At 54.2% G+C, this 20,685-nt stretch carries 20 protein-coding genes; 3 read left to right on the forward strand and 17 right to left on the reverse strand.

Features of this window, described 5'->3' with window-relative positions; all coding sequences use genetic code 11:
* Window positions 1–15: 15 nt before the first annotated feature.
* From HBA55_RS00170 to HBA55_RS00195, 6 genes are all read right to left on the reverse strand, one after another.
* Window positions 16–444, reverse strand: coding sequence for a Zn-ribbon domain-containing OB-fold protein (locus HBA55_RS00170; protein WP_166985133.1), 429 nt, complete (start codon window positions 442–444; stop codon window positions 16–18).
* Window positions 441–1,604, reverse strand: a complete 1,164-nt coding sequence (locus tag HBA55_RS00175) for a thiolase family protein (protein WP_166985136.1) — start codon at window positions 1,602–1,604, stop codon at window positions 441–443. Before HBA55_RS00175 ends, HBA55_RS00170 begins: the two co-directional genes overlap by 4 nt.
* A gap of 114 nt (window positions 1,605–1,718) precedes the next feature.
* Window positions 1,719–2,516 carry an SDR family NAD(P)-dependent oxidoreductase gene (locus HBA55_RS00180; protein WP_166985139.1) on the reverse strand — a complete coding sequence of 266 codons (798 nt, stop codon included), beginning with the start codon at window positions 2,514–2,516 and terminating at the stop codon, window positions 1,719–1,721.
* Between the two features lie 2 nt (window positions 2,517–2,518).
* Window positions 2,519–2,980 (reverse strand): VOC family protein, encoded by a 462-nt coding sequence (locus tag HBA55_RS00185; protein WP_166985142.1) that lies wholly within the window; start codon window positions 2,978–2,980, stop codon window positions 2,519–2,521.
* A gap of 13 nt (window positions 2,981–2,993) precedes the next feature.
* Window positions 2,994–3,752 carry an SDR family NAD(P)-dependent oxidoreductase gene (locus tag HBA55_RS00190; RefSeq protein WP_166985145.1) on the reverse strand — a complete coding sequence of 253 codons (759 nt, stop codon included), beginning with the start codon at window positions 3,750–3,752 and terminating at the stop codon, window positions 2,994–2,996.
* 6 nt (window positions 3,753–3,758) lie between these two features.
* Window positions 3,759–4,175 (reverse strand): nuclear transport factor 2 family protein, encoded by a 417-nt coding sequence (locus HBA55_RS00195; RefSeq protein WP_166985148.1) that lies wholly within the window; start codon window positions 4,173–4,175, stop codon window positions 3,759–3,761.
* A gap of 424 nt (window positions 4,176–4,599) precedes the next feature.
* On the opposite strand from HBA55_RS00195, the gene HBA55_RS00200 reads away from it, so the two are divergent.
* Window positions 4,600–7,089: a TonB-dependent receptor gene (locus tag HBA55_RS00200; RefSeq protein ID WP_166985151.1), complete on the forward strand. Its 2,490-nt coding sequence runs from the start codon at window positions 4,600–4,602 to the stop codon at window positions 7,087–7,089.
* A 274-nt stretch (window positions 7,090–7,363) separates the two neighbouring features.
* Here the strand turns inward: HBA55_RS00200 and HBA55_RS00205 are convergent, their stop codons facing one another.
* From HBA55_RS00205 to HBA55_RS00235, 7 genes are all read right to left on the reverse strand, one after another.
* The gene (locus tag HBA55_RS00205) at window positions 7,364–8,242 is read right to left on the reverse strand and encodes a LysR family transcriptional regulator (RefSeq protein WP_166985154.1); all 879 of its coding nucleotides are present in this window, start codon (window positions 8,240–8,242) and stop codon (window positions 7,364–7,366) included.
* A gap of 93 nt (window positions 8,243–8,335) precedes the next feature.
* Window positions 8,336–8,767: a DUF6746 family protein gene (locus tag HBA55_RS00210; RefSeq protein WP_206019473.1), complete on the reverse strand. Its 432-nt coding sequence runs from the start codon at window positions 8,765–8,767 to the stop codon at window positions 8,336–8,338.
* Window positions 8,768–8,957: 190 nt separating this feature from the next.
* Window positions 8,958–10,235: an MFS transporter gene (locus tag HBA55_RS00215; protein WP_166985157.1), complete on the reverse strand. Its 1,278-nt coding sequence runs from the start codon at window positions 10,233–10,235 to the stop codon at window positions 8,958–8,960.
* Window positions 10,236–10,242: 7 nt separating this feature from the next.
* Window positions 10,243–11,505, reverse strand: a complete 1,263-nt coding sequence (locus tag HBA55_RS00220) for a sulfotransferase family protein (RefSeq protein ID WP_166985160.1) — start codon at window positions 11,503–11,505, stop codon at window positions 10,243–10,245.
* A gap of 31 nt (window positions 11,506–11,536) precedes the next feature.
* Window positions 11,537–12,814, reverse strand: coding sequence for an alkyl sulfatase dimerization domain-containing protein (locus tag HBA55_RS00225; RefSeq protein ID WP_166985163.1), 1,278 nt, complete (start codon window positions 12,812–12,814; stop codon window positions 11,537–11,539).
* A 53-nt stretch (window positions 12,815–12,867) separates the two neighbouring features.
* Window positions 12,868–13,959, reverse strand: a complete 1,092-nt coding sequence (locus HBA55_RS00230; RefSeq protein ID WP_166985166.1) for an aromatic ring-hydroxylating dioxygenase subunit alpha — start codon at window positions 13,957–13,959, stop codon at window positions 12,868–12,870.
* 26 nt (window positions 13,960–13,985) lie between these two features.
* On the reverse strand, window positions 13,986–14,639 hold the full coding sequence (locus tag HBA55_RS00235; RefSeq protein ID WP_166985169.1) for a nuclear transport factor 2 family protein: 654 nt from the start codon (window positions 14,637–14,639) through the stop codon (window positions 13,986–13,988).
* 150 nt (window positions 14,640–14,789) lie between these two features.
* Between HBA55_RS00235 and HBA55_RS00240 the strand changes: the two genes are divergently transcribed.
* Window positions 14,790–16,187, forward strand: a complete 1,398-nt coding sequence (locus HBA55_RS00240; protein WP_166985172.1) for a CoA transferase — start codon at window positions 14,790–14,792, stop codon at window positions 16,185–16,187.
* Window positions 16,181–17,596, forward strand: a complete 1,416-nt coding sequence (locus HBA55_RS00245; RefSeq protein ID WP_166985175.1) for an amidohydrolase — start codon at window positions 16,181–16,183, stop codon at window positions 17,594–17,596. The genes HBA55_RS00240 and HBA55_RS00245 overlap by 7 nt, the downstream gene beginning before the upstream one ends.
* A 146-nt stretch (window positions 17,597–17,742) precedes the next feature.
* On the opposite strand, the gene HBA55_RS00250 is transcribed toward HBA55_RS00245, so the two are convergent.
* The 4 genes from HBA55_RS00250 to HBA55_RS00265 form a co-directional block, all read right to left on the reverse strand.
* Window positions 17,743–18,633: an enoyl-CoA hydratase/isomerase family protein gene (locus HBA55_RS00250; protein WP_166985178.1), complete on the reverse strand. Its 891-nt coding sequence runs from the start codon at window positions 18,631–18,633 to the stop codon at window positions 17,743–17,745.
* Window positions 18,634–18,736: 103 nt separating this feature from the next.
* Entirely contained in the window at window positions 18,737–19,162 is a 426-nt protein-coding gene (locus tag HBA55_RS00255) for a nuclear transport factor 2 family protein (RefSeq protein ID WP_166985181.1), read from the reverse strand.
* A 29-nt stretch (window positions 19,163–19,191) separates the two neighbouring features.
* On the reverse strand, window positions 19,192–19,854 hold the full coding sequence (locus tag HBA55_RS00260; protein ID WP_166985184.1) for a TetR/AcrR family transcriptional regulator: 663 nt from the start codon (window positions 19,852–19,854) through the stop codon (window positions 19,192–19,194).
* A gap of 13 nt (window positions 19,855–19,867) precedes the next feature.
* Window positions 19,868–20,614: an SDR family NAD(P)-dependent oxidoreductase gene (locus tag HBA55_RS00265; protein WP_166985187.1), complete on the reverse strand. Its 747-nt coding sequence runs from the start codon at window positions 20,612–20,614 to the stop codon at window positions 19,868–19,870.
* Window positions 20,615–20,685 lie beyond the last annotated feature (71 nt).

Here is a 20,685-nt window from a genome sequence, read left to right on the forward strand (position 1 = left end):
CACCAGAGGATAGTGTTATGACTGCAGACGAAACATCGGCAGAACCTGTTCGCCGCGGGGTACGAACTCAACCTGCACCGGCGATCCAATGGTCAGATTGTCCGGGTCACAGTCCAGCAGGTTACTGAGCATGTGCCAGCCTTCCGATAACTCAATAATCACCGCCACATAAGGCGCTTCGAATTCTGGGCGCTGGGGACGATGAATAACGGTGTAACTGTACAGCGTCCCTTTGCCGCTGCTGCTGACCCACTGCAACTGGTCAGACAGGCAGTGGGTACAGGCAACCTCCGGCGTAAACACATAACCCTTACAGTCCTGGCACTGCTGCACCCGCAGCTCGCCCTGCTTGCAACCCTCCCAAAAAGGTTTGGAGAGTTCCGTCGGCCGAGGCTCAGGCAATCCGGGTTTGTTCAGTAGTTCTGTATTGCCCCATGTACTCATTGCAGTTGCTCCCGTCCCAATATCATCACATCACAAAACAGTGCGGCCGAGCCGCCGTTGGTAGCCATGGCGACCTCTGCCCCCGGTACTTTCAGTGCATCGGGCACGCGGCCGGCCAGTTGCTCAACCGCCGCAATCACCTTTTGCAGCATTTGTACCGTGCCAGCGTGGCCAAAGGACATCAGACCGCCGTTGGTAACAATCGGAAACTTCCCATCCAGACCGATATTTCCATCCATCACGAAGTCGCCGCCCTCTCCCAGGTCACAGAAACCAAAGGTTTCAAATTGGCGAATGATTTCAAAAGAAAACGGGTCGTAGAATTCGCAAACATCGATGTCCCCCGGACCCATACCGGCTTGCCCATAAGCACGCTTGGCGGCGCGCTGACCAATGGCACCATAGGTATCCCAGACCGGCGCACGGGTGTAGGAAAGGCCTTGACGGTCGGTACCGGCACCCAGGATGTAAATCGGATCAACGTCCAGATCACGAGCCCGCTCGGCGGTGGTGATCAGCAGCGCGGCGCCACCCTCGGAAGTCAGACAACAGTCCAGCAGATGAAACGGTGATGCCACCATGCGAGACGCCAGAACATCGTCTGCGGTAATCGGGTCTTTGCCATAGCAACTCGCCAGCGGATGACGAGCGCCGTTGTTGCGAACGGTCGCGGCCACTTCCGCCAGGGCTTCTTGCTTGGTGCCATAGAGATGCATATGACGCTGGGCGCTGAACGCGAACTCCGCAGCCGTGTACAAACCGTAGCTTTCAACAAATTCGTGCGTCGGTCGGGTCCAGGGGGCGACGGCGCCACCACCACCGTATTCACCGGCCTGGGCGGAGCCCACCAGCACCATTTCCGCCTGGCCGGTGGCAATGGCTCCAGCGGCCTCCATCACCGCGGCAATTCCCATAAAGTCGTTGCCGACCCAGCGCGGTTGGGTGCCAAGCAGTTGGCTCGCCTCTCGTGGGCTTAATCCCCACACCGGCGTATTAACGTTGACACCGTCAATGTCGGTGGCTTTGATACCGGCCTGGGCAATAACCCCGCGGATGGCCTCCATGATCAACGACATATCGTTTTCACCCTCCAGGCGCCGGGCCTGGCGGGTGTTATGTGTAGCGATAATGGCTATATCGTGTAGTGAGTTCCTGGGCATTGTCTTATGCGCACCCCCTGGGCGAAGTTTAAAGTTCAGTGGATTTATTCTGACAAAGCCGGCGCCATTGCCGTGAGGTCACAAGCGCTCAAACACAGGGGCTGTAGCGCTCAGTCACTTCAACAACACCTGCTGCATGGCTTCTCGCACCAAGGGCAGCGATTCTCTGCGCGGCATTTTTGCCAGGGCCCGGGCTCTGTGCTCGTTTTTCTCGCCGACAATATAGACAGGGCCGTCCTCAATATGAGTCAGCGCCAGCTCTGCCACCTCGCGGGGAGCCATGTATTCATCAATTTTGCTGCGATCAATACCTTGAAGATCGTGTGCCGGTGTGTCCGTGCTGCCGGGGCATATGGCACAGACATCAACACCTTCCGTGCTGAGCTCACCCCACAAACCCTCCGCCAGGTTACTGACAAAGGCTTTGCTGGCGGCATAGGCGGCCGAATAGGGGTACCCCATCAGCGCTTCCACGGAGCTTGTGAGGATAACGCCCGCCCGCTGCCGCTGGCGCAGACCGGGTATAAACCGGTGCGTCAGCTGCATGGGGGCCTGGCAGTTAACCATTAACATATCCAACAATTGTGACGGGGCATTGTGTTGATGCAGGCCTTTCAGTCCGAAACCGGCATTGCTGACCAAGAGACCAATATCCAGGCCCTCACAGTGTTCCATAATTTGGTCAATGGACGCCGCGTCCGTCAGGTCCGCCTCGACAACCGTTGTGATGGTGGAGAATTTTTCTGTCAGCCTTGCCGACAAGGTGTTTAACAGATCACGCCTGCGGGCGACTAACACCAGATCAAACCCGACCTCTGCCAATACTTCGGCAAATTGCTCACCAATGCCGGAGGAAGCTCCTGTCACCAAAGCCACGGGGCCGTAGTGCTTTTTGAGTTCATGCAAGTTCATAGTCAGACACCGCGATGGTTTTCAAGAAACTCAACAATGAGTGGGTCATTTTCCCGTTCCATATAGGCAACCGCCAGGCCCTTGCCGAAACGCTTGCCCCAAATTTTCTGATAACCCAGTTTTTCCGCTTCGGATACTTTTTCCTCCAGGTTTTCAACCAGGAATCTCAGGTGATGCATACCCTCGCGGCCCGCATCCAGAAACTCCTTGTGAGGCCCACCACCTGACACCCATTGAATCAACTCTATTTCGATATCGCCGATTTTTCCAAAGGCGATATCCAGTTCGCAGGCTTCCTCGCGTCCGCGATAGTTATAAGTAATCTCACCATACCTTTGCACATCAAATGGCCCAAACATGGGGTCATAGAGAGCAATGGCGCTATCGAGGTCCTTGACCACGAACCCGATCTGATCCAGGGGAGGCAGTTGCAATTGTTCGCGAATATCTGTGGCTATATTCATCTCTGGTTTTCCGTTAAATGATTGAACTTACACCGGCATCAACAATAATTTGTTCACCGTTAACGTGAGAGGCGTCTTCCGAGGCCAGAAAAGCGGCAACCCCGGCAATTCGATCCGGGTGAGCCATGGGAATCTTGGGATTGTGTAATTTGGCAATCAGTTTAAAGTCCATGCCCTCTGCCCATCTCAGGTTTTTGTTCATGGGGGTATCAAAGCCACCGGGGCAGATCGAATTACAGCGGACACCAAACTCGGAAAACTCCTGCGCCATGCTCTTGGTCAGGGCCAGTACCCCGGCTTTTGAGGCATCGTAGGCGGCGTGATAAGCCACTGGCATGCGGGCATTGATCGAGGCGAAGTTAATGATACAACCGCGACTTTCTTTCAGATGCGGCATTGCCTCACGGCAGATCACCAGGACACTGGTCAAATTAATTGCCAGGTATCGCTCAAACAGCTCCGTGGTGGTCTCGTGAAGATGATAAAACCCGGCGATGCCGGCGACATTGGCGACAATGTCCAACTGGCCGTGAAGTTTAATCGCCTGTTGCACCAATTGAGTACAGGAACTTTCTGACGCCGCGTCATAGTGATGAGCGGTTACCTGATCGCCGGCCTCCCTGATTTTGGCAACCGTCGCCTCGAGACCTTCGGTATCGATGTCAGCAGCCACTACGGTGGCGCCGTCGCCGGCCAAGCGAATGGCGATGGACTGTCCCATACCGGACGCGGCGCCAGTGACCAGCGCCACTTTGCCTGTAAACTGTTTCATGGCTTGTCACTCCCCTGCCAATGGGCTGATCAGCAGCCGCTTGAGCCGCAGGTGACTGATTTTCCATTCACCGTCCACTTTGCGGTATTGCTCGTGGTAAAACCCCCAGCCTTCAAAGGAGGATTGAGGTGATACAACCCGGTCATACATAGACCAGATGCCGGTTGCCGTATCGCCCGACGTAACGGTGATCTCCGAAGTATGTCCTTGGTGTACCGTCGGTACCTCCGCCAGGGCGGTGCGGAGCTTCTCGACCAGTTCTTCGGCACTTTTGAACTCAATATCGGGGTGAGGGCCTTCATAGACCGCAGAGAAATCATCGCTAAAACACAATCTCCACTGGTCCCATTGCTTGTTATCCAGGAAGCGAAAATAGCGCGACTTCAGCTGTTTAATGCTTTCAATGTCAGCGAGAGAATCCATGATTTGTCTTGTCCTCAATGTATTGGCGAATGATCAAGTGTAAGTAAAGTTGCACCTCACTGAGATACCCTGAAGCGCCAAGCTGCTTTGCGAATCAAGCAAGGATACGAGTCAAGGTACTGCCAGCATACATCCGTTAAAAGGGCTGTGGTGCCCATAAACTTATCATTGACTAACAAGTTCCTTGCTTTGACTTGCTGGCAACGCCGGAAACAGGCCTTAGGTTCCAGACACAGACAATCTGGTAGCTTGAGGAAAGCAATTTGATACCTTGAGCTATTTCCCTGCGCTGCCATTCTGCTAGCTTGGGACAAGCTGTTAGAGCGTATAGCAGAACCCAAAACCCGAAAATAATAATGGGGAGTCGACGATGATCAACAAATCTCAATTAGCTAAGGTAAATAAGGTGTTTAGGCCAACGTGGATGGCGATAGCGATTCAATTGGCCGTCACCCCTGGTGTGCAAGCACAGGAGGATGAATCCTATGCAATGGAAGAAATTGTAGTCACAGCACGTAAACGCCTGGAAAGCATTCAGGATGTGCCTATTACCGTGTCTGCGTTCAATGCAGATGCCCTCAAGCAGATGCAGATCAATGATGTTACCGATTTGCAGAGCGCAGTCAGTAACGTCTACATCGCGGAGACCGGTGGCTTGACGTCGGGATCCACCAACGCCTCGATCCGTGGCGTGGGCTCCCCCTTCGGAGGCTCCTTTGAACCCAGTGTCGCCATCTACATCGACGATACTTATATTCTGGGGGAATCCGGTCAATTCGTAAATCTGCTCGACGTGGCGCAGGTGGAAGTACTCAAAGGTCCCCAGGGGACGCTGTACGGTCGCAATACCACCGCCGGCGCCATCAAATTCACTTCCCAGAAACCCTCGGACGAATTCGGTGGCAGCATTGAAACCCAGTTTGGCAGCGACGGAATGCTGGGGATAAAAGCCAGTGTGACCGGGCCCATTACCGAAACCCTGTCCGGGCTTATCACCATAAGCCATAAAGAGAGGGACGGCTTACAAGAAGATGTGAATACCGGTGAGGAATACTGGACCGAGGACTTGGGGGGGGCTCGAATTGCCCTGGCCTGGGACCCAACCGACGACCTTTCGGTAAACTTCTCCTACAGCCATATCGAGAATGATTCGGTCAGTCGGGTACCCACGCAAATTTACTCGGTGCTCACGCGGGAAGAACAGCTTCAGATTGCTGAAGCGTCCAATTTCATCTTACCCAGTGGTCTGGAAGCCTACGAATTTTTGCCCATCGATCGCTCGACTGATGCTCAGCATAGCAACGAAGACCATGTCAGTACCGACGTTGATCCCGGCCGCTTCAATGTGGAGTCCAAGCTCGCCAACCTGGTGGTGGATTATGAAATCAACGATCTCTGGTCGGTGAAATCAATCACTTCCAGCTACCGAAGCGAAACCATACGTAACACGGAAGTAGATGGCACGGCCCACGGCTATGTCGCTACGACCTCAGGCCCACAAGACAAGCAGTTTTCGCAGGAATTGCAGTTATCCTACTCTTCAGACAATCTCAACGTTATCGCGGGTCTTTACTACTTCGACCACGAGAATAATCCGAGTGTTCAGGATGCGCTGTTAACAACTTCCCTGTTTAATAATCTCACCGTCGCCGGAGTCCGGGATGCCTTTACCGGAATCCTTGGATCACAGCCCAGCGTTGAAGATACCCTGAATCAATGGTTGCCTTTGGCCGGACAGGAACTGAACCCCGGGATGATCATCCTTGAGGAATCACTGGAAGCAAAATCCGAGCTCGAAAGCAAAGCGGCCTTTGTGAACATTGAATGGGATATTACGGAACAGCTGACACTTAACATTGGCGGCCGTTACACCGAGGAAGAAAAAGAGAGCATCAATATAGACAAGAACACCAATATTCTGGCTGCCTTGTTTGTCGATGGTTTGGGCAACCAGTATTGGTACGATGACAGAATTTCCGGCGCCACCGAGGCAATGACGGCTCAGCTCGGGGCGCCCTTATTCACTCAATCGGTCATGCATCTTGATGACGGTGTGCAAGTGATTGACGAAGAGGGCGAATGGAGCAGCTTCGATTATCTGGTTGGCTTGAGTTACAGCATACCGGACCTGGGTATGGTATACGGCAGTGTATCGACCAGCTTTAAATCCGGGGGGTTTAATGGCATCCCCGATTCAGACACATCAAACTTTGACGAAGAAACCCTGACCGCCTACGCCATCGGTTTTAAATCCACGCTAATGAACGGTCGTATGTTATTCAATATCGAGTGGTTCAGAAACGAAATTGATGATGTTCAGTTCCGTAACTTTATTGTTTTGGAAAACGAAGACGGCAGCCTTGATCTTGAAGCCGTTGTGGGCAACTTTGGTGCGGCCGTTACTGAGGGTGTCGATATGACCATCGGCTACGCGTTCACGCAGGACTGGCGCATGGACTTGAACCTCAGCTACCTCGATGCCGAGGTCAAAGAGTCTATGGAACAACAGGAAGTGGATGGTGAGTTCGTAGCCGTGGACGTCGCCGAATTTATGAAGACCGGTCGAGCCCCTCAGTGGAGCGGTAACATCAGTACTCGTTACCAACTGCCGTTGGACGCAATCGGAGGTGTTGAGCTGTTCCTGCAATATGCCTATACCGATGAAACTCCGGCCACCCAACCCTGGGACAGTCGCGAAGCTTCTCTGCGTAATGCCATTTCTGATTCACACGGCATATGGAATGCACAGGTGACCTGGGTCTCGCAAGATGAGCAGTGGCGCGTCTATGCCGCAGGTAAGAACCTGAACAATAAGCGTGTACTGACCGACGCCGTTGATTTGGGTCTCGGTATGGTGACCGGGGGCTATAATTCGCCGCGCAGCTGGTCCGTGGGCGTGGACTACAGCTGGTAGTTAGTGCCCATTTGAACACACTACTTAAGTCTGAAGTGTAGGGTGGATTAGGCGAAGCCGTCGCCTAGAGCGCCTACTTTTGGAATCCACCGATTGCGGGGAAAGCAGCAGATAAAAGGTGGATTACGCTTTGCTAATCCACCCTACGAATATAGCCCATTCCATGCGGGGTTGTGACAGCTTAGTTTCTGGATTGGCACTATTTTTAGGGGATTACGCGATATGGTTTCAACACCTGTACTTCAAGTGCAGGTGTTGAAGCGAATAGTGGAATTCAACCGCCCCGCAGATGCAGATTCACGTAGTGCATAAACTTATTGATACGTGGACTTTTGGACGGAGGCACCTGAAAGACGGCATTCACCTTGGCCTTAATAGGCGCAAGGATATCATTAAGTTCAATAAGGTTGCCGCTTGAGACATCCTCGCTGACAACAAATCTGGGCAGGACGGCGACACCAATGCCCGCCTTCACCATATGGTAGGTACTCTCAGAGTCATTAATCACAATTTTTGGGAAGGCGTTACCACTGAAGGATGCCAGACCTTCCTGTTTGCGCAGGTCACTGGCGTAATTCGATGGGTAAGTGATGTGATGCTTGAAGAGCTCCACCTTGTCGTTGCGGTCAACGTCATTTTCTTCCAAAAAACTCCGTGAACAGACCAGAACCAGTGTTTCTTGCATAATCTCAGTCGCTATCAGCTCACTGTCTTTCAGCTCGCCCATATAAAAAACGATATCGACATCCTTCGGTGCAAAGGTCAGTGATTCATCAGAGCTGTGAATCTTAATCGAGATATTCGGGTGCTCTCGTGAGAATCTCGCCACGATTGGCGCCAATACATGGTTGGTCAGCGCTTTTCCAGACGCGATTTGGATAGAGCCTTCATAAGAACCGCAAAGCACCTGAACCGCACGCTCCGCTTTAACAACATTGCGAAGCGCTTCATTCATGTAGCTATAGTAAGCTCTGCCCTCGGTGGTCAATTCAAACTTACGAGAGTTTCGATAAAAGAGCGGTGCCCCCAGCCTGGTTTCAAGTTTCTTGATTCGACGGCTGATGGACGAGACAGCCACGTTCAGCTCCCTCGCCGCTTCAGAAAAGTTTCCGCTCTCTATCACTTTTATCAGTAGCTTAGCATCTTCCAGCATATCGAGGCGGCCTTGATATTGTCCCTTGCCGAGAGGGCTCCACCGGCATTACGGCAGAGGAAACCTTATCAGCTTGCATCCGCTGCCGGTCAACTAAAGCCCCGAGATAAAGCGATCTGCCAGCGCAAAGTACTTGTTCAAGTGATCCCCTGTTTTTTGCGGGCGGTTGTTTTCAGAGTTGATATGAATATCTTCCACAACTACCGCAATTTCCTTTGCCAATGCCTGCCATTCACCGGTCAGGTTCTCGGCATAATAAGCCACGCCTTTTTCCAAAGTGTAGGTAATCATGTGGATCTGGTGTAGGGTCTGCGCATCCAGATTCTTCTTGCTTTGAATTTCTGCTGTTTTTTCAATAAGAATTTTCCTGGCCTGATCCATTGACTCTACATCTTTCACTATCAAATGCTGAACCGCTTTTTCCTTAACCTCGCCGCTATTCTTAACCTCGTCATTAGCGGCTGCATTCAGTGAAAAACTCAGCGCTAAAGTAAATGCGATACAAAACGACATTAGCTTCTTCATTGTTACAACATCACCTTTATGGTTGGTTAAATAGAAATTGGCTGTCCGAGCGTAGGGTGGATTAGCCGAAGGCGTAATCCACCAATTAGCCCCAAAGCGCCTGATCCAAGGTGGATTACGCTTTGCTAATCCACCCTTCTACGGGTCTAACGCGTGGAGTACGAACCTGTGACGCGGCCCTATTTCAACGTTATGAGAGTTCCGCCGGCGTTACCGCCTTGGGAGAGTCTTCGGCGTCCAGTTGCAGCGCCATAAACAGAAGCCCGGGCACAAACAATACCGGCAGTACCGCCAGCATCGGCAGGTCGTACCCTCCGGTTGCCTCGTAGGCGATTCCCAACACCGTCGGTGCCAGCAGGATACTGATAATGGCCACCAGTCCGGTACAACCCATCACACGACCGAAATTGGCACCCCCCCAGATATGACTGATGGTGGCTGCCTGCAAGGGAACGATACAACCGGTGCCGAACGCAAAGCACATGGTGCCCGCAGCAAACACTAATGGATGCGGAGCCATCAACATCAACGACCACCCCAGCACTTGTGCCCCGACACCGGTCAACAGAGACTTGCGCAGACCAATCAGATCGCAAAGGAAACCAAAGGACAGCTTACCAATCGCTGCCGATATCGCAGCTACTGACAGTAACATCACCGCAAACCTGCGTTCAAAACCGCTTTCTCCCGCCCAGCTGACAACATGTGTGGTAAAAGCCAGTGACAGACCGGCCAGGGTGGCAAAGGTGGCGGCCATCAACCAGAAGCGTTTATCACCAAAGATCGGTGTCGATTCATCAGCTCCAGCATCGGCCGCCCCCGATACCGGGTCGCCACTGGTGGGATCACTGGCGTTGACCGCGCCATCCACGGCCAGGCCGACATCCTGTGGTCGCTTGACAATGCCCAACAGCACGACGGGCACTCCCAATCCGGTGCAGATGATCCCCAGACCGAACAACGCCTGCCGCCAGCCGAGCATCTCTATCAACCATTCCGCCAATAGAGGGGCAATAGCCATGCCCACAGTGATACCGGTGGCCGCAACGGCGACCATGGTGCTGCGTCTGGCCAGAAACCAGTTGCTTACCACCGAGGTGGCGGGAATGGTACCCAGCATGGCTTGTCCGGCACCAACCAGAATGGCCCATATAAAGACGAATAAGGCCAGAGACTGCACCTGGGACAACAGAGCCAGGCCGGCCCCCATACACAGCGCACCAGCGCTCATAATGGTTTTGGGCGAACCGCGGTCCACCCGTGCGCCGATCAGCGGAGACACCAGTGCGCCGACAATAAATATTAGCGGCAGGCCCAGACTGGCTTGCGCACGGTTGATACTGTAGGCGGATTCGATGTATGCCATAAACACCGGATAAATACCCGCACCGAGCCCCAATGCAAGCGCTTGAGCCGCGAACGCGGCAGCGACAATGGATACACCAAACGGCATGTTAGATAGGCGCATAGGGTACTTAACCTCGTCCGCGTTTTACAGGAAACGCATCAAAATAGAAATTGAACCGCTCTCGAAGCTCATCCGGATCGATGCCAAACTGGCGTTTCATATCGTAGATCACTTTACCGTAGTTCTCTTTGTGAGTATGCACGAAACGACTCAATTCCGATCTGGCGCGATCCGTCATGGCCAAATTGGCCTTTTCGTAGATCTTCTCAACCATACCGATATCGTCCTCCACCAGCACGTGGAAGGGAACGTCGATACTCTGGTCCGATGGCAACCGATGACGATCTTCCGCACAAGCGCGTAAGAGATGTTCAATACGGTCAATCCAGTAGGCCACAATTGCGTCCAGATCGATGGAGCTGCGGCTCATCCGTTGACTATAGGTCCACATTGTGACCGCTGATTGAATCACCGACGCAGGATCACGATGGGTGATAGCAACAGTGGCGTCAGGGAATACCTTGTGCAGCACGGGCAGTTGTTCCAAGTGCTGCGGACACTTGAGTACCCACCGCGTTGGCTTGTCGGAATCCTTTTGTTGCCAGGTCAGCAATTTCAGCACATCCCGCATGTACTCGTACTGATAGGTCTGATCTTCGGCGAAGTATTGATCACGCCAGCGCGGTGACAGACTGAGCCATTCGTAGTTATAAGAGCCAAAGTTGGGCCCCATGAGCTCCAGCTCTTCATGGATGTGGTCCGGGTTCATGGGGTGCATGGCACCAATCAGCGGGGCCAGCTCCTGCAATGAATCCCAGGCTTTCTGACAACGCTGGTAACGGGGGTCTGTACCATCAGGCAATAGTGTCTCCCCCGGCATGGGTACCGGTTCGTACGCTTCCCACAGATGCAGTGCACGCAAACGTGAGTCCGACGCCATCAAATTAAGAAGATGGGTGGTGCCGGAACGGGGCAAACCCGCCACGATGATCGGAGAGTCAATCTCAACCGCACGGATCTCCGGATGCAGATTAAACTGATGCTGAATCAGCAACCGACTGGTGGCGTGCTGAACAAGCTTATTGCGCAGCGACAAGCGGCCCAGATTATTCAGCCCATCGTCACTGTTCCACTCATCACAGAGCAGATCCAGTCGCTGTAGAAAATCCTCCGGGCCCCAATCACTGAGCCCGGTTTTCTTTTCCGCTGCTGCCAGGATAGAAGCCCTGCTCAAGTCAACAGACAGCGACTCTCCATATTGGAGTGCTGAACGTTGCTTGTCGGTGAACACAGGCTCAGCCAGATCCTCAATTAATATTCCGCCAGACATCACGCGGCTCCTATTCTTTTGATCACAACGTTTATTTCAAGGTAAGAGGTGCGGTATTGCCACCCTTGAGCAGTTTGATGCGGTTTTCCAGCCACCCGCTAAGCCAGAAGTTTTCACTTTCACTCAACAGCTTCTCGTGAATGGCAATCGCCAGAGCCTTTGCCTCCTCGGCATCCGGGTCTTCCGCCAGCACGATGTCCAACAAATGCAACGCCTGCTCCGGTTGATTATCGGCGAATTTACCCTGGGCACGTTCGATCAAATTATCGGCTCCCGCAAGTTCAATGAGATCCCTGTTGATCGTACGCTGGGGAACGCTATAGAGTTCTGTGGTGGATTGATGATGAAACCAGCCGGTGTAGCTTTCCCAGATGGCGCGAACGCTCCAGGAAACCTTGCCGTAGCCCTGGCCGACTTCACACTCGGCGGGCAGTTGAATATCGCGCATCAGGGTATGCAGGTCCTTACCCTCATTCATGCCTTTGACGGTTTCGTCGTGCACATAAAGGATGGCATCGCGATAGGCGGTTACCTCGGCCTTAATCAGTTCTTTGCCTGCGATCGGCGCATGGTGACCATAGAGGATCAGCTCTGCTTCCAGGTCGAGAACAGTCTGTGCGGCAGCGGCACAGGTCAGTGCATCCCGGTAGCGATCACCGCGGATGGTGACCAGATTGGGGAAGTGCCCAAACGGACAGCCAAACAGGTTACCGGTCAGGCAGATCTTGTGCTGCGGCAACCACACAATCAATGAGTCATTGGTTTCCGCCCCTTTGGCGGCAATCAACACAACATCCAGACCGCCCAGGCTGAACTCATGGCGGTGCTCGAAGGTGAGATCAGGGGTTGGAGAATCCTGCTTGTTGAGCTTGGTATAGCCGTGGGCGGCATAGTAAGAAAATGTCTTGTCGAACTCTTCTCTGAAGCGAAATGCAAAACGCCGGGAGCGAAACTCAGTGAGTCTGGCTTCATAGGCTTTGTGCTCATCGCCGCCCGCTTGGGCAATGTAAGTGAGATCAGGGCTTATGTCCCTGAAAAACTGCACGCCGCCAATATGGTCAGGATGGGATTGGGTGGTAATCAGATATTTGATATCACTGGCCTGCGTAGACTCACCCTGATAGTTTTCATAGTGAACCGGTGCCTCGAACCCCATGCCCGCGTTAACCAGAATACTGCCCTCAGGCGTCTCAATCAGGTAGGTATTGGAGTAACCTTCGGACATCACGATAAAGTCGTTGATTCTCTCCGCTTCAAATCGAGCGGGATATGGTGCGACGGGGCGTGATTTATAGATCGGTGTTCTCATGGATTCTTCACTCGTTTCATAGTTTTTAAAAGGCATGCTTGAGGGCACAACACTCAATCAAAGAGCCCGACGTCCAGTGATCTGGCATCATCATCCGGTGTCTCCATGCCGCGAACATGGTAGATACCGTTGTGCTTGGCTTGCAGTTCGCTCACTTTGTCCGCTTCGCAATAGAACTGCTGGTGCCATGCCCGAATTTTGTGGAAGGGCCCATCGGTCGGAACCTTCATGATTTGAGTGGCAGGGCGCTTGTTTTTCCACACCGTAAAGTCACTGGAAAACGACTGCAGCGCCCCGGCCTGGGCTTCGCGTGCTTTGGCGATATCCGCTTCTGTGGCCACCTCATTCGCCGAACGCACCAGCGCGCCGTGCCAAACACGTACTTTGCCGTCTTCAACGGGGGTGTTGGCAATCAACTCGTAAATCAGTTGATCGCCAAACTTCTGCTTGGATAACAACAGACCAGGTCCCGTGTACCAGGTGGTGGACTGCAACAGACAACCATACTGCTTCAGTACACCGCCCTGGCGCTGGATCACAATGTGATCGCGCAGTTCATTTTCAAAGTACTCGCAAGGTGCCCCGTGGGTAGGTCCCAAATGAGCCACGTCGGCCATATTGTCCAGCACTTCGATCGGATGTACGTCCAGCTCGCCCAGACAATTGAGCTTCCATTGGACCCAGCCGGGGTCATTCCATTCCGGTAGATCGGGGGCGTCAAACAGCGGTTCACCACCTTCGGGATCGAACCACACCATCACACAGCCCATCACTTCTTTTACCGGATAGGATCTGATCTTGGCAGCCTTTGGGCAGGGTCCGTCAAAGTAGGGAATGTCGTCACACTGACCGTCGGGGCCAAAGCGCCAGCCGTGATAGGGGCAGCGAATTGAGTCACCTTCGATCTGCTGCCCGCTGTTGACCAGTGCGGTACTGTCGCTGGCGGTCAGATGCGTACCCATGTGCGGGCAATGGGCATCCAGCATCACCGGATTACCGCTCTCTCCCCGATACAGGGCGAGATCCCGGCCAAAGAGTTTCACCGCCTGGGGCTTGTCGACACTCAACTCAGTGCTGTCGGCAACGATAAACCATCCCCGGGGGAAGGATGCCGGCCCTAATCCATAGTCTTCTGATTTTGTCATTATCTGTTCGCCTATAGAGAGAGTTTTTAACGCACAACAATTCGCGGAAAAGGAGCATCTCCGCGCATGCGGTACAGGAATTCATCCAGCGGTGCCGGTTCGGCTACCTGAGGTTCGTCCTCGGTGGGTGGGTTTTTCCAGAACTCCTTCCAGCTTGGGAAGAGTTCGTGATAACCGCCCTCATAAGTATCGCGATCCGGCCAGCGCATCTTGTTGTCACCCACCGGCGGTTTGTTGAGATCAGTGGCGTACCAGTAGCAAGGCAGGCGTCTGCGGAACAGCCAGCGGCCGTCGATGCGCTCGTAATTATCCCAGTAGACCATCTGCATGATGACCCATTCTGTATCGCCATTGGCACAGGGGGTTTCGTGTTCGTTTTTGGAGTAGACCACGCCGTGGGCATGATCGGCGTCGTCAAACTCAATAATATGATTGCCGATGTGATGGGAGGTACCGGTAAACTGCAAACGCAGAGTATCGTCCAGCCAACGCTTGAGATGCGAGCGTCCCACCAGCTCCCGGCTGACCCTGATATCCGGGGCAAACAGATTGACGTGGGCATCCAGATCGCGCATGTCCAAACTGACGGAGTACTTTGACACCAGCTGGCGAATCGCATCCAGGGACTCCAGACGGTCGATTCGGGCCAGCAGGTCATTATCGGTGGTGCTGTCTCTCATGGTGGCTATATTCTCTGTCTCTAAACTGGTTTCAAAGTTACCGCCAGCCCCAGGCGCTTTGAATATCAAACCACTCCAAAAACTTGTCTCAAGACGACAAAGCAACACATTTCCCTTGTACCGCAACAGACCAATGCCTAGCATGGATGCATGGATTTATTGAATCATTTGGCGCCAATTGAGCTGCCCGGCGATCCAATCAGCGCTGACTACGGGGCAAAGCTGCTCAGTGATTTGGGCGCTGCCGTCAGGCCGTTACATGAGCACTCGGAGTGTCACCCCGCCCAGCTATGGCGTGAAACCGGCCTCGAAGCCCTCACAGGCTTGCCCGAGGCGGACGCGACCTGTTGTCCCGTGCCGCTACCCAACTGTGCCCAGGGCGTATTGCTGGCCCTGCGTGCGCTGGCGGCGGCAGGGCCGCTGAAGAACCCATCGGCTTTGATTGACGTTGATGCCGCCATGCTGCTGACCGAGCGGGCCCACCTTATGGGCCTGTCTCGACAGGGACAATCTTCCCCCGGGGGCAGCTGTCAGTTATTGACCTGCAAGAACGGAGCTATTGCACTTAACCTGCCCAGAGAGTCTGACTGGCAACTGTTGCCCGCCTGGCTCGAACAACCGGTTGATAGGCACTGGGCCGCCATTGCTGAAGCCGTGTCCTGCCGTTGTCGTCTGCAACTGATTGAGCAGGGGCGCCTGTTGGGACTGGCCGTTGCCGATGCACACCTCACCCCACCAACCGATTGCCGCTGGCTCGGCTCCCATTACCAGACCAAACCCTCTCTGCCCGCCGGCAACGCGCCCAGAGTGCTGGACCTGGCATCGCTTTGGGCTGGCCCTCTCTGTAGCCATTTACTGCAAGGACTGGGAGCCGATGTCATCAAAGTGGAGAGCACCAAACGGGAAGACGGCGCCCGCAACGGCAATGCGGATTTTTTTGATTTACTCAACCAGAATAAGCGCTCGGTTGCCCTGCCCCTGCACACCTCTGAGGGACACGCCCAATTGCGTCAGCTGATCAACCGCTGCGATATTGTCATTGAAGGTTCTCGCCCACGCGCGCTGCGGCAAATGGGCATCCTGGCGGAAGACTGCCTGGAGCAGAAACCCGGGCTGAGCTGGATCAGTATCTGCGGTTATGGCCGGGATGAACCGCAAGCCAACTGGATCGGCTTTGGCGATGATGCGGCTGCAGCCGCCGGTCTGCCTGCCATTATGCAACAAGCTTGCGGACAGAGACTGATGGTTGGGGACGCCATTGCCGATCCCCTGACCGGGATGCACACTGCCCTGGCAGCCTATGCCAGTTGGCTGTCAGGCGGTGGCCGCTTGCTGTCATTGTCTCTGCACTCAACCGTTGCGCACTGCATAAGCGCCACGGCGCCCGCCCATGGTGACTATCGCCAGCGGTTTGAGCAGTGGCGAGAGGTGCTTCAAGACTGCCCTGAACCACCGACCTCTTTCACAACCCGCACAGCCAGGACCAAAGCGGCAGATTTGGGGGCACATACTCAATCGGTGCTGCAAGAGAGTTCGGCCCTATGCTGATTCGACAGGCCGAAATCGCTCCTGAAACAGAATTACAGGATGTCTTGATCCGCAACGGTAAAGTGGTCGCCATCGCGCCAACACTTTTAGTCGAGGAGAAAGTCCCGACCCTTGAGGCGCGGGAGCGGGCATTGTTGCCCGGCCTGCACGACCACCATATCCATTTGCTGTCACTGGCGGCATCACTACAGTCTTTGGACATTACCCGATGCAAAATTAACCAGGAACGGGAATTTACGCGGCAACTGCAGGCTGAGAATACCCGCAACAGCGGGGAGTGGCTTCGGGTCGTGGGCTATCATCATTCCCTGGCGGGGGATATTGATCGTTATTGGCTGGATCAATGGATTCCCGACAGGCCAGTGAAAGTCCAACAACGTGGCGGTCGGCTCTGGATTCTGAACAGCAAGGCGCTTGAGATTCTGGGGGAATCGAAACTCGTCACGGCGGGTGCCAGTGTCGAGCGGGTTAACCACGAGCCCACCGGTCGGCTCTACGAACTGGATGCCTGGCTGCGCGCCCAGTTGCCCAACAAGCCTCCCGAATTATCTGAAGTCAGTCGTATATTGGCCAGCTACGGCGTTACCGGCTTGACCGACACAACCCCGAGTAACGGGCCTGACAATTGGGCGTACTTCGCCAAATGCCAGCAGCAGGGTGATCTGCTGCAGCGAGTACGTGTCATGGGTGGCCCGCAGTTGTCGCACCAGGTAGACAGCGACTGGCTGACGCGCGGTGAATTGAAAATTCACCTGCTTGAATCGCAACTGCCGGATTTCTACGAACTCTGCGACCGTATTGAAAAAGCTCACAGGGACAATCGCAATGTCGCCATTCACTGCGTCACCCGTGTGGAGTTGATATTCAGCCTGGAAGCCCTGCAACAGGCGGGAGCGAAACCGGGAGATCGAATAGAACACGCCTCCGTCACCCCACCGCAACAGCTGCAGCAGATCCGCGAACTGGGGCTGAGGGTGGTAACCCAGCCCCACTTTATCGGCGAGCGTGGTGATCAGTATAGAGTCGATGTTGAGCCCGATGATCAACCCTGGCTGTACCGATGCCGGGGATTTCTGTCAGCGGGCGTTCCACTTGCCGGGGGCAGCGATGCCCCCTTCGGCACTCCCAATCCCTGGCTATCCATGCACCATGCCGTCAATCGTTGTACTCCCGATGGACATACCCTGGGCGAACACGAGGTCCTGACGCCGGAACAGGCGTTACAGCTTTTTACCAGTGAGTTGCACGCACCCGGCGTTCAATCCACCGCAGTCCGCGTGGGTGCCAACGCCGATCTTTGCCTGCTGGACCGCAATTGGCACAGTGCGAGAAAAGCCCTTAATGAAGTTAAAGTAACAACCACCATCGTTGATGGAAACGTCATCTTTGATTCAATGGCGCTTGCTTAAGCATAAATTCAAAGCTCGAACTCACCGTAGCAGCGGGCTCTGACCGCGACAATAGCTGAAACAGGGCTACCGAGCCAGTCGCGGTCGGAGCCCGCTGCTACAGGGAGTATTGCCTAAATGGTTTCAGCAAGTACCATTGATCTTGCTTAAGAACGCAGCTCGTCCACCAAGCCCCAATCCAGGGCTGTTTCGGCATTGATCTTACGCCCGCTGAGTACCATCCAGGCGGTACGCTGGCGGCCGATTCGCCGGGGGATACTGACACAGCCGCCTGCGCCCGGGACCAACCCCAGCTGCAGCTCCGGTAACTGGAACACTGTTTTTCTGTCCGCAATCACGCGCTTCGCGAAAGCCGGCAATTCGATACCGGAACCGATACAGGCCCGATGAACGCGAAAGGTCAATCGCTCCGACAATTGCGCTAACATGCGCGCGGGACTGCGGACGCTGCGTACCCAGTGAGCCACGGCCGGAGATGGCAGTGATCCAAACTCCCTGAGTTCCCCACCGACACTAAAACAGCTGCCGTTAGCACTGAATTGAATCGACTCAATGCTGTCGTCCAGAGCTGCCAGTTCCAGCACCTCAATCCAGGCATCCCGCATTTCGACGGTCATGGAGTTGCGGGAATCGGGCCGGTTGAGAATCGCGGTTAACTTCGGCCCATCCCGGTTGAGGAGAATAGGATCACCCTCGCCGGTGATAGTCTGCGGTTCTGCTCCTCTTTGAGCCAGCCAGTGCTTGAATTCGTCTCCGGTTTGCAGGTTTGAATAAGCCATGGATTCCATATCCAGCGCCGAAGCAATCGGCAAATGCTCCGTAGCCCGTAGCACCTGGACCAGGGTCAGTGCGGCCAATGGAAACTGCTGAACGCGTTGCGCCAATCCCTCAGCCTGCTGTTGGGAGTCAACCACCACGTCCGCATTGGGAGAAATCGGCCCTTCGCCATATGCGATGACGGGATGGGGCTGTATCGGCAACCATCCGCGATCTTCTGGCAACGCATGTAGCGGAACCAGCCTTGCCTCTACCGACATCGTCAATACCTCTGGCCTTAACCCGGAGCCTCAGTATCTCATTTGATGGAAAGGATTACAGAGCCTGGTTGTTCAATCAGCTGTCCTGTCCTGACATTTTGAATTATAGGGGACGGGTATTCCCGGCACCCCAGTAGGCTTTCATTGACACTATTTTGCCCTCCTCATTGAACTCCATGACATCTGTGGTCTCGCTGATGCTGTCCCCACTTTTGGCATAGACCAACATTGCCGCAGAGCCCTTGTTTCTACCAGCCCGTACATTGCCCTCCAGAACTATCCTGTCTACATGCGCCATGGCGAATTGGTAGAATACTCGCAGATCTGCCTTGCCCTTGATGGGCGTTGTGTCCACCGGGTCTTCCAGAACCGCATCATCCGCGAACAGCCCCAGGACAGTTTCAATATCATCGTTACTAAAGGCATCAGCGTACGTCTGGAAGACACTTCTGATATGATCTTCGCGCTCAATATTGCTGGTGTCATGAGCCGCTTCCATAACCTTGATGATGTCAGCTTCAGTTAACATATTTTTCAATTCCTTCATACATAAACACTTTACTCTCTGGCAGTAGCAGCAAAGAATGACTCCAAAACACAGACAAGCTGTTCGATCATTTGATCTCTTGCCTTGGTTTTCAGAGATTTTCTTTTCTTGATCTGAGTACGATAGATGTCCGCCAGTGAGTGAAAGGCAATATTGACCGCCAAATGAATACGACGCTGCGCCTCAGCTGATGGCAGCGCACTCATGGCATCATCCAGCAATTCTCTCAAGCCCGGCTCCTGAGGGAAGTTGACTCCCATGGCTCCGGTCAGATCATCGGTGACCACATTCAGCGCCGTCAGCTGTGAGATGATCAGCACATAGTTCACCGCCTTGGGATTGGTATCAATATAGTCGACAACCGGCATCACCAGGCACCGCGCGGCACCCTCCGGGGCCGTCCACTCGCCGTCTCCGGCCCTTTTCACATACTCCTCACGATGAACACCCACCTGCGAGCTGTGCTTGTCAACGATAGCCTGCAGCAATCCATCCCGGCTTTTAAAGTGATATTGCAGGGCATTTCGATTCCTCTGCCCCGCTGCGGCCGTGATCTCATTCAATGAAACCGCGTCTATGCTGCCACTGCCATAGAGTTCTTCTGCGGCTTCGATGAGCTTGTCCCGGGTTTTACCCGAATTTTTCTGGTGTTTATTGAGGGTGGCAGACGTCATGTACCGTTCCTTATCACATGCCGATTGTGAACCCGCCATCAACCGACAAAGTTTGACCTGTAATCCAGCTCGCCGCCGGAGACGTCAAGAATAACACAGCCGCGGCGATATCCTCAGACTCCCCTACCCGCTTCAGGCCCTGGCGCACAAACATCTCTTCAACCAATGCCGGCATATGCTCAATGACTGACTCGGTGAGATTGGTGCGTGTGAATCCCGCCGCCACGGCGTTGGCGCGAATGCCGGATTTCGCCCAGCTGTGGCCCAGCGTTTTGGCCAATTGCACAATACCGGCCTTGGCCGGGCCGTACCCGGGCGTCCACTCGGAACCGAAGAACGACGTCATGGAGGCAATCCCGATGATACTGGCTCCGCCTTCGAATTCACTCGCTTTCAAGAGCGGCTCACAGGCTTTGCTCAGATGAAATGCACTGGCCAGATTGATATTCAGGGATTGATCAAAACCGTCGTGACTCCATTCGTCATCCTGAGTGCCTCCTGCGTTATTGATCAGAATATCCAAACCGTCCAGACCGGCCGCCAGCTCCAACAACTGCTCTCTCGAACTGACCTCAAGCTGACGATACTCAAATTGACCGAGATCCGCTCCGTATTCTTCAGCTGATGCTTTGCGACCGGTAATGATGACCGACGCTCCCGCCTCCTGGTACGCTTTTGCGCAGGCCAGGCCAATTCCGCTGGTGCCACCGGTAACCAGGACCTTTGCACCGCTGTAGTCATACTGAATGCCTTTAAACATAACTTTCTCTCCAACTCTCCAATTTCATTGCGCACGGCTATGGGATTCGATGACACAGACGGTCGTCATCG

The organism is Pseudomaricurvus alkylphenolicus, assembly GCF_011683955.1.
Lineage (GTDB): Bacteria > Pseudomonadota > Gammaproteobacteria > Pseudomonadales > Cellvibrionaceae > Pseudomaricurvus > Pseudomaricurvus alkylphenolicus.

Excerpts from the sequence above, each read along its gene's own strand:
- HBA55_RS00170 (WP_166985133.1), bottom strand. The coding sequence starts at position 444 with ATGAGTACATGGGGCAATACAGAACTACTGAACAAACCCGGATTGCCT.
- HBA55_RS00175 (WP_166985136.1), bottom strand. The coding sequence starts at position 1,604 with ATGCCCAGGAACTCACTACACGATATAGCCATTATCGCTACACATAAC.
- HBA55_RS00180 (WP_166985139.1), bottom strand. The coding sequence starts at position 2,516 with ATGAACTTGCATGAACTCAAAAAGCACTACGGCCCCGTGGCTTTGGTG.
- HBA55_RS00185 (WP_166985142.1), bottom strand. The coding sequence starts at position 2,980 with ATGAATATAGCCACAGATATTCGCGAACAATTGCAACTGCCTCCCCTG.
- HBA55_RS00190 (WP_166985145.1), bottom strand. The coding sequence starts at position 3,752 with ATGAAACAGTTTACAGGCAAAGTGGCGCTGGTCACTGGCGCCGCGTCC.
- HBA55_RS00195 (WP_166985148.1), bottom strand. The coding sequence starts at position 4,175 with ATGGATTCTCTCGCTGACATTGAAAGCATTAAACAGCTGAAGTCGCGC.
- HBA55_RS00200 (WP_166985151.1), top strand. The coding sequence starts at position 4,600 with ATGGCGATAGCGATTCAATTGGCCGTCACCCCTGGTGTGCAAGCACAG.
- HBA55_RS00205 (WP_166985154.1), bottom strand. The coding sequence starts at position 8,242 with ATGCTGGAAGATGCTAAGCTACTGATAAAAGTGATAGAGAGCGGAAAC.
- HBA55_RS00210 (WP_206019473.1), bottom strand. The coding sequence starts at position 8,767 with ATGAAGAAGCTAATGTCGTTTTGTATCGCATTTACTTTAGCGCTGAGT.
- HBA55_RS00215 (WP_166985157.1), bottom strand. The coding sequence starts at position 10,235 with ATGCGCCTATCTAACATGCCGTTTGGTGTATCCATTGTCGCTGCCGCG.
- HBA55_RS00220 (WP_166985160.1), bottom strand. The coding sequence starts at position 11,505 with ATGTCTGGCGGAATATTAATTGAGGATCTGGCTGAGCCTGTGTTCACC.
- HBA55_RS00225 (WP_166985163.1), bottom strand. The coding sequence starts at position 12,814 with ATGAGAACACCGATCTATAAATCACGCCCCGTCGCACCATATCCCGCT.
- HBA55_RS00230 (WP_166985166.1), bottom strand. The coding sequence starts at position 13,959 with ATGACAAAATCAGAAGACTATGGATTAGGGCCGGCATCCTTCCCCCGG.
- HBA55_RS00235 (WP_166985169.1), bottom strand. The coding sequence starts at position 14,639 with ATGAGAGACAGCACCACCGATAATGACCTGCTGGCCCGAATCGACCGT.
- HBA55_RS00240 (WP_166985172.1), top strand. The coding sequence starts at position 14,790 with ATGGATTTATTGAATCATTTGGCGCCAATTGAGCTGCCCGGCGATCCA.
- HBA55_RS00245 (WP_166985175.1), top strand. The coding sequence starts at position 16,181 with ATGCTGATTCGACAGGCCGAAATCGCTCCTGAAACAGAATTACAGGAT.
- HBA55_RS00250 (WP_166985178.1), bottom strand. The coding sequence starts at position 18,633 with ATGTCGGTAGAGGCAAGGCTGGTTCCGCTACATGCGTTGCCAGAAGAT.
- HBA55_RS00255 (WP_166985181.1), bottom strand. The coding sequence starts at position 19,162 with ATGTTAACTGAAGCTGACATCATCAAGGTTATGGAAGCGGCTCATGAC.
- HBA55_RS00260 (WP_166985184.1), bottom strand. The coding sequence starts at position 19,854 with ATGACGTCTGCCACCCTCAATAAACACCAGAAAAATTCGGGTAAAACC.
- HBA55_RS00265 (WP_166985187.1), bottom strand. The coding sequence starts at position 20,614 with ATGTTTAAAGGCATTCAGTATGACTACAGCGGTGCAAAGGTCCTGGTT.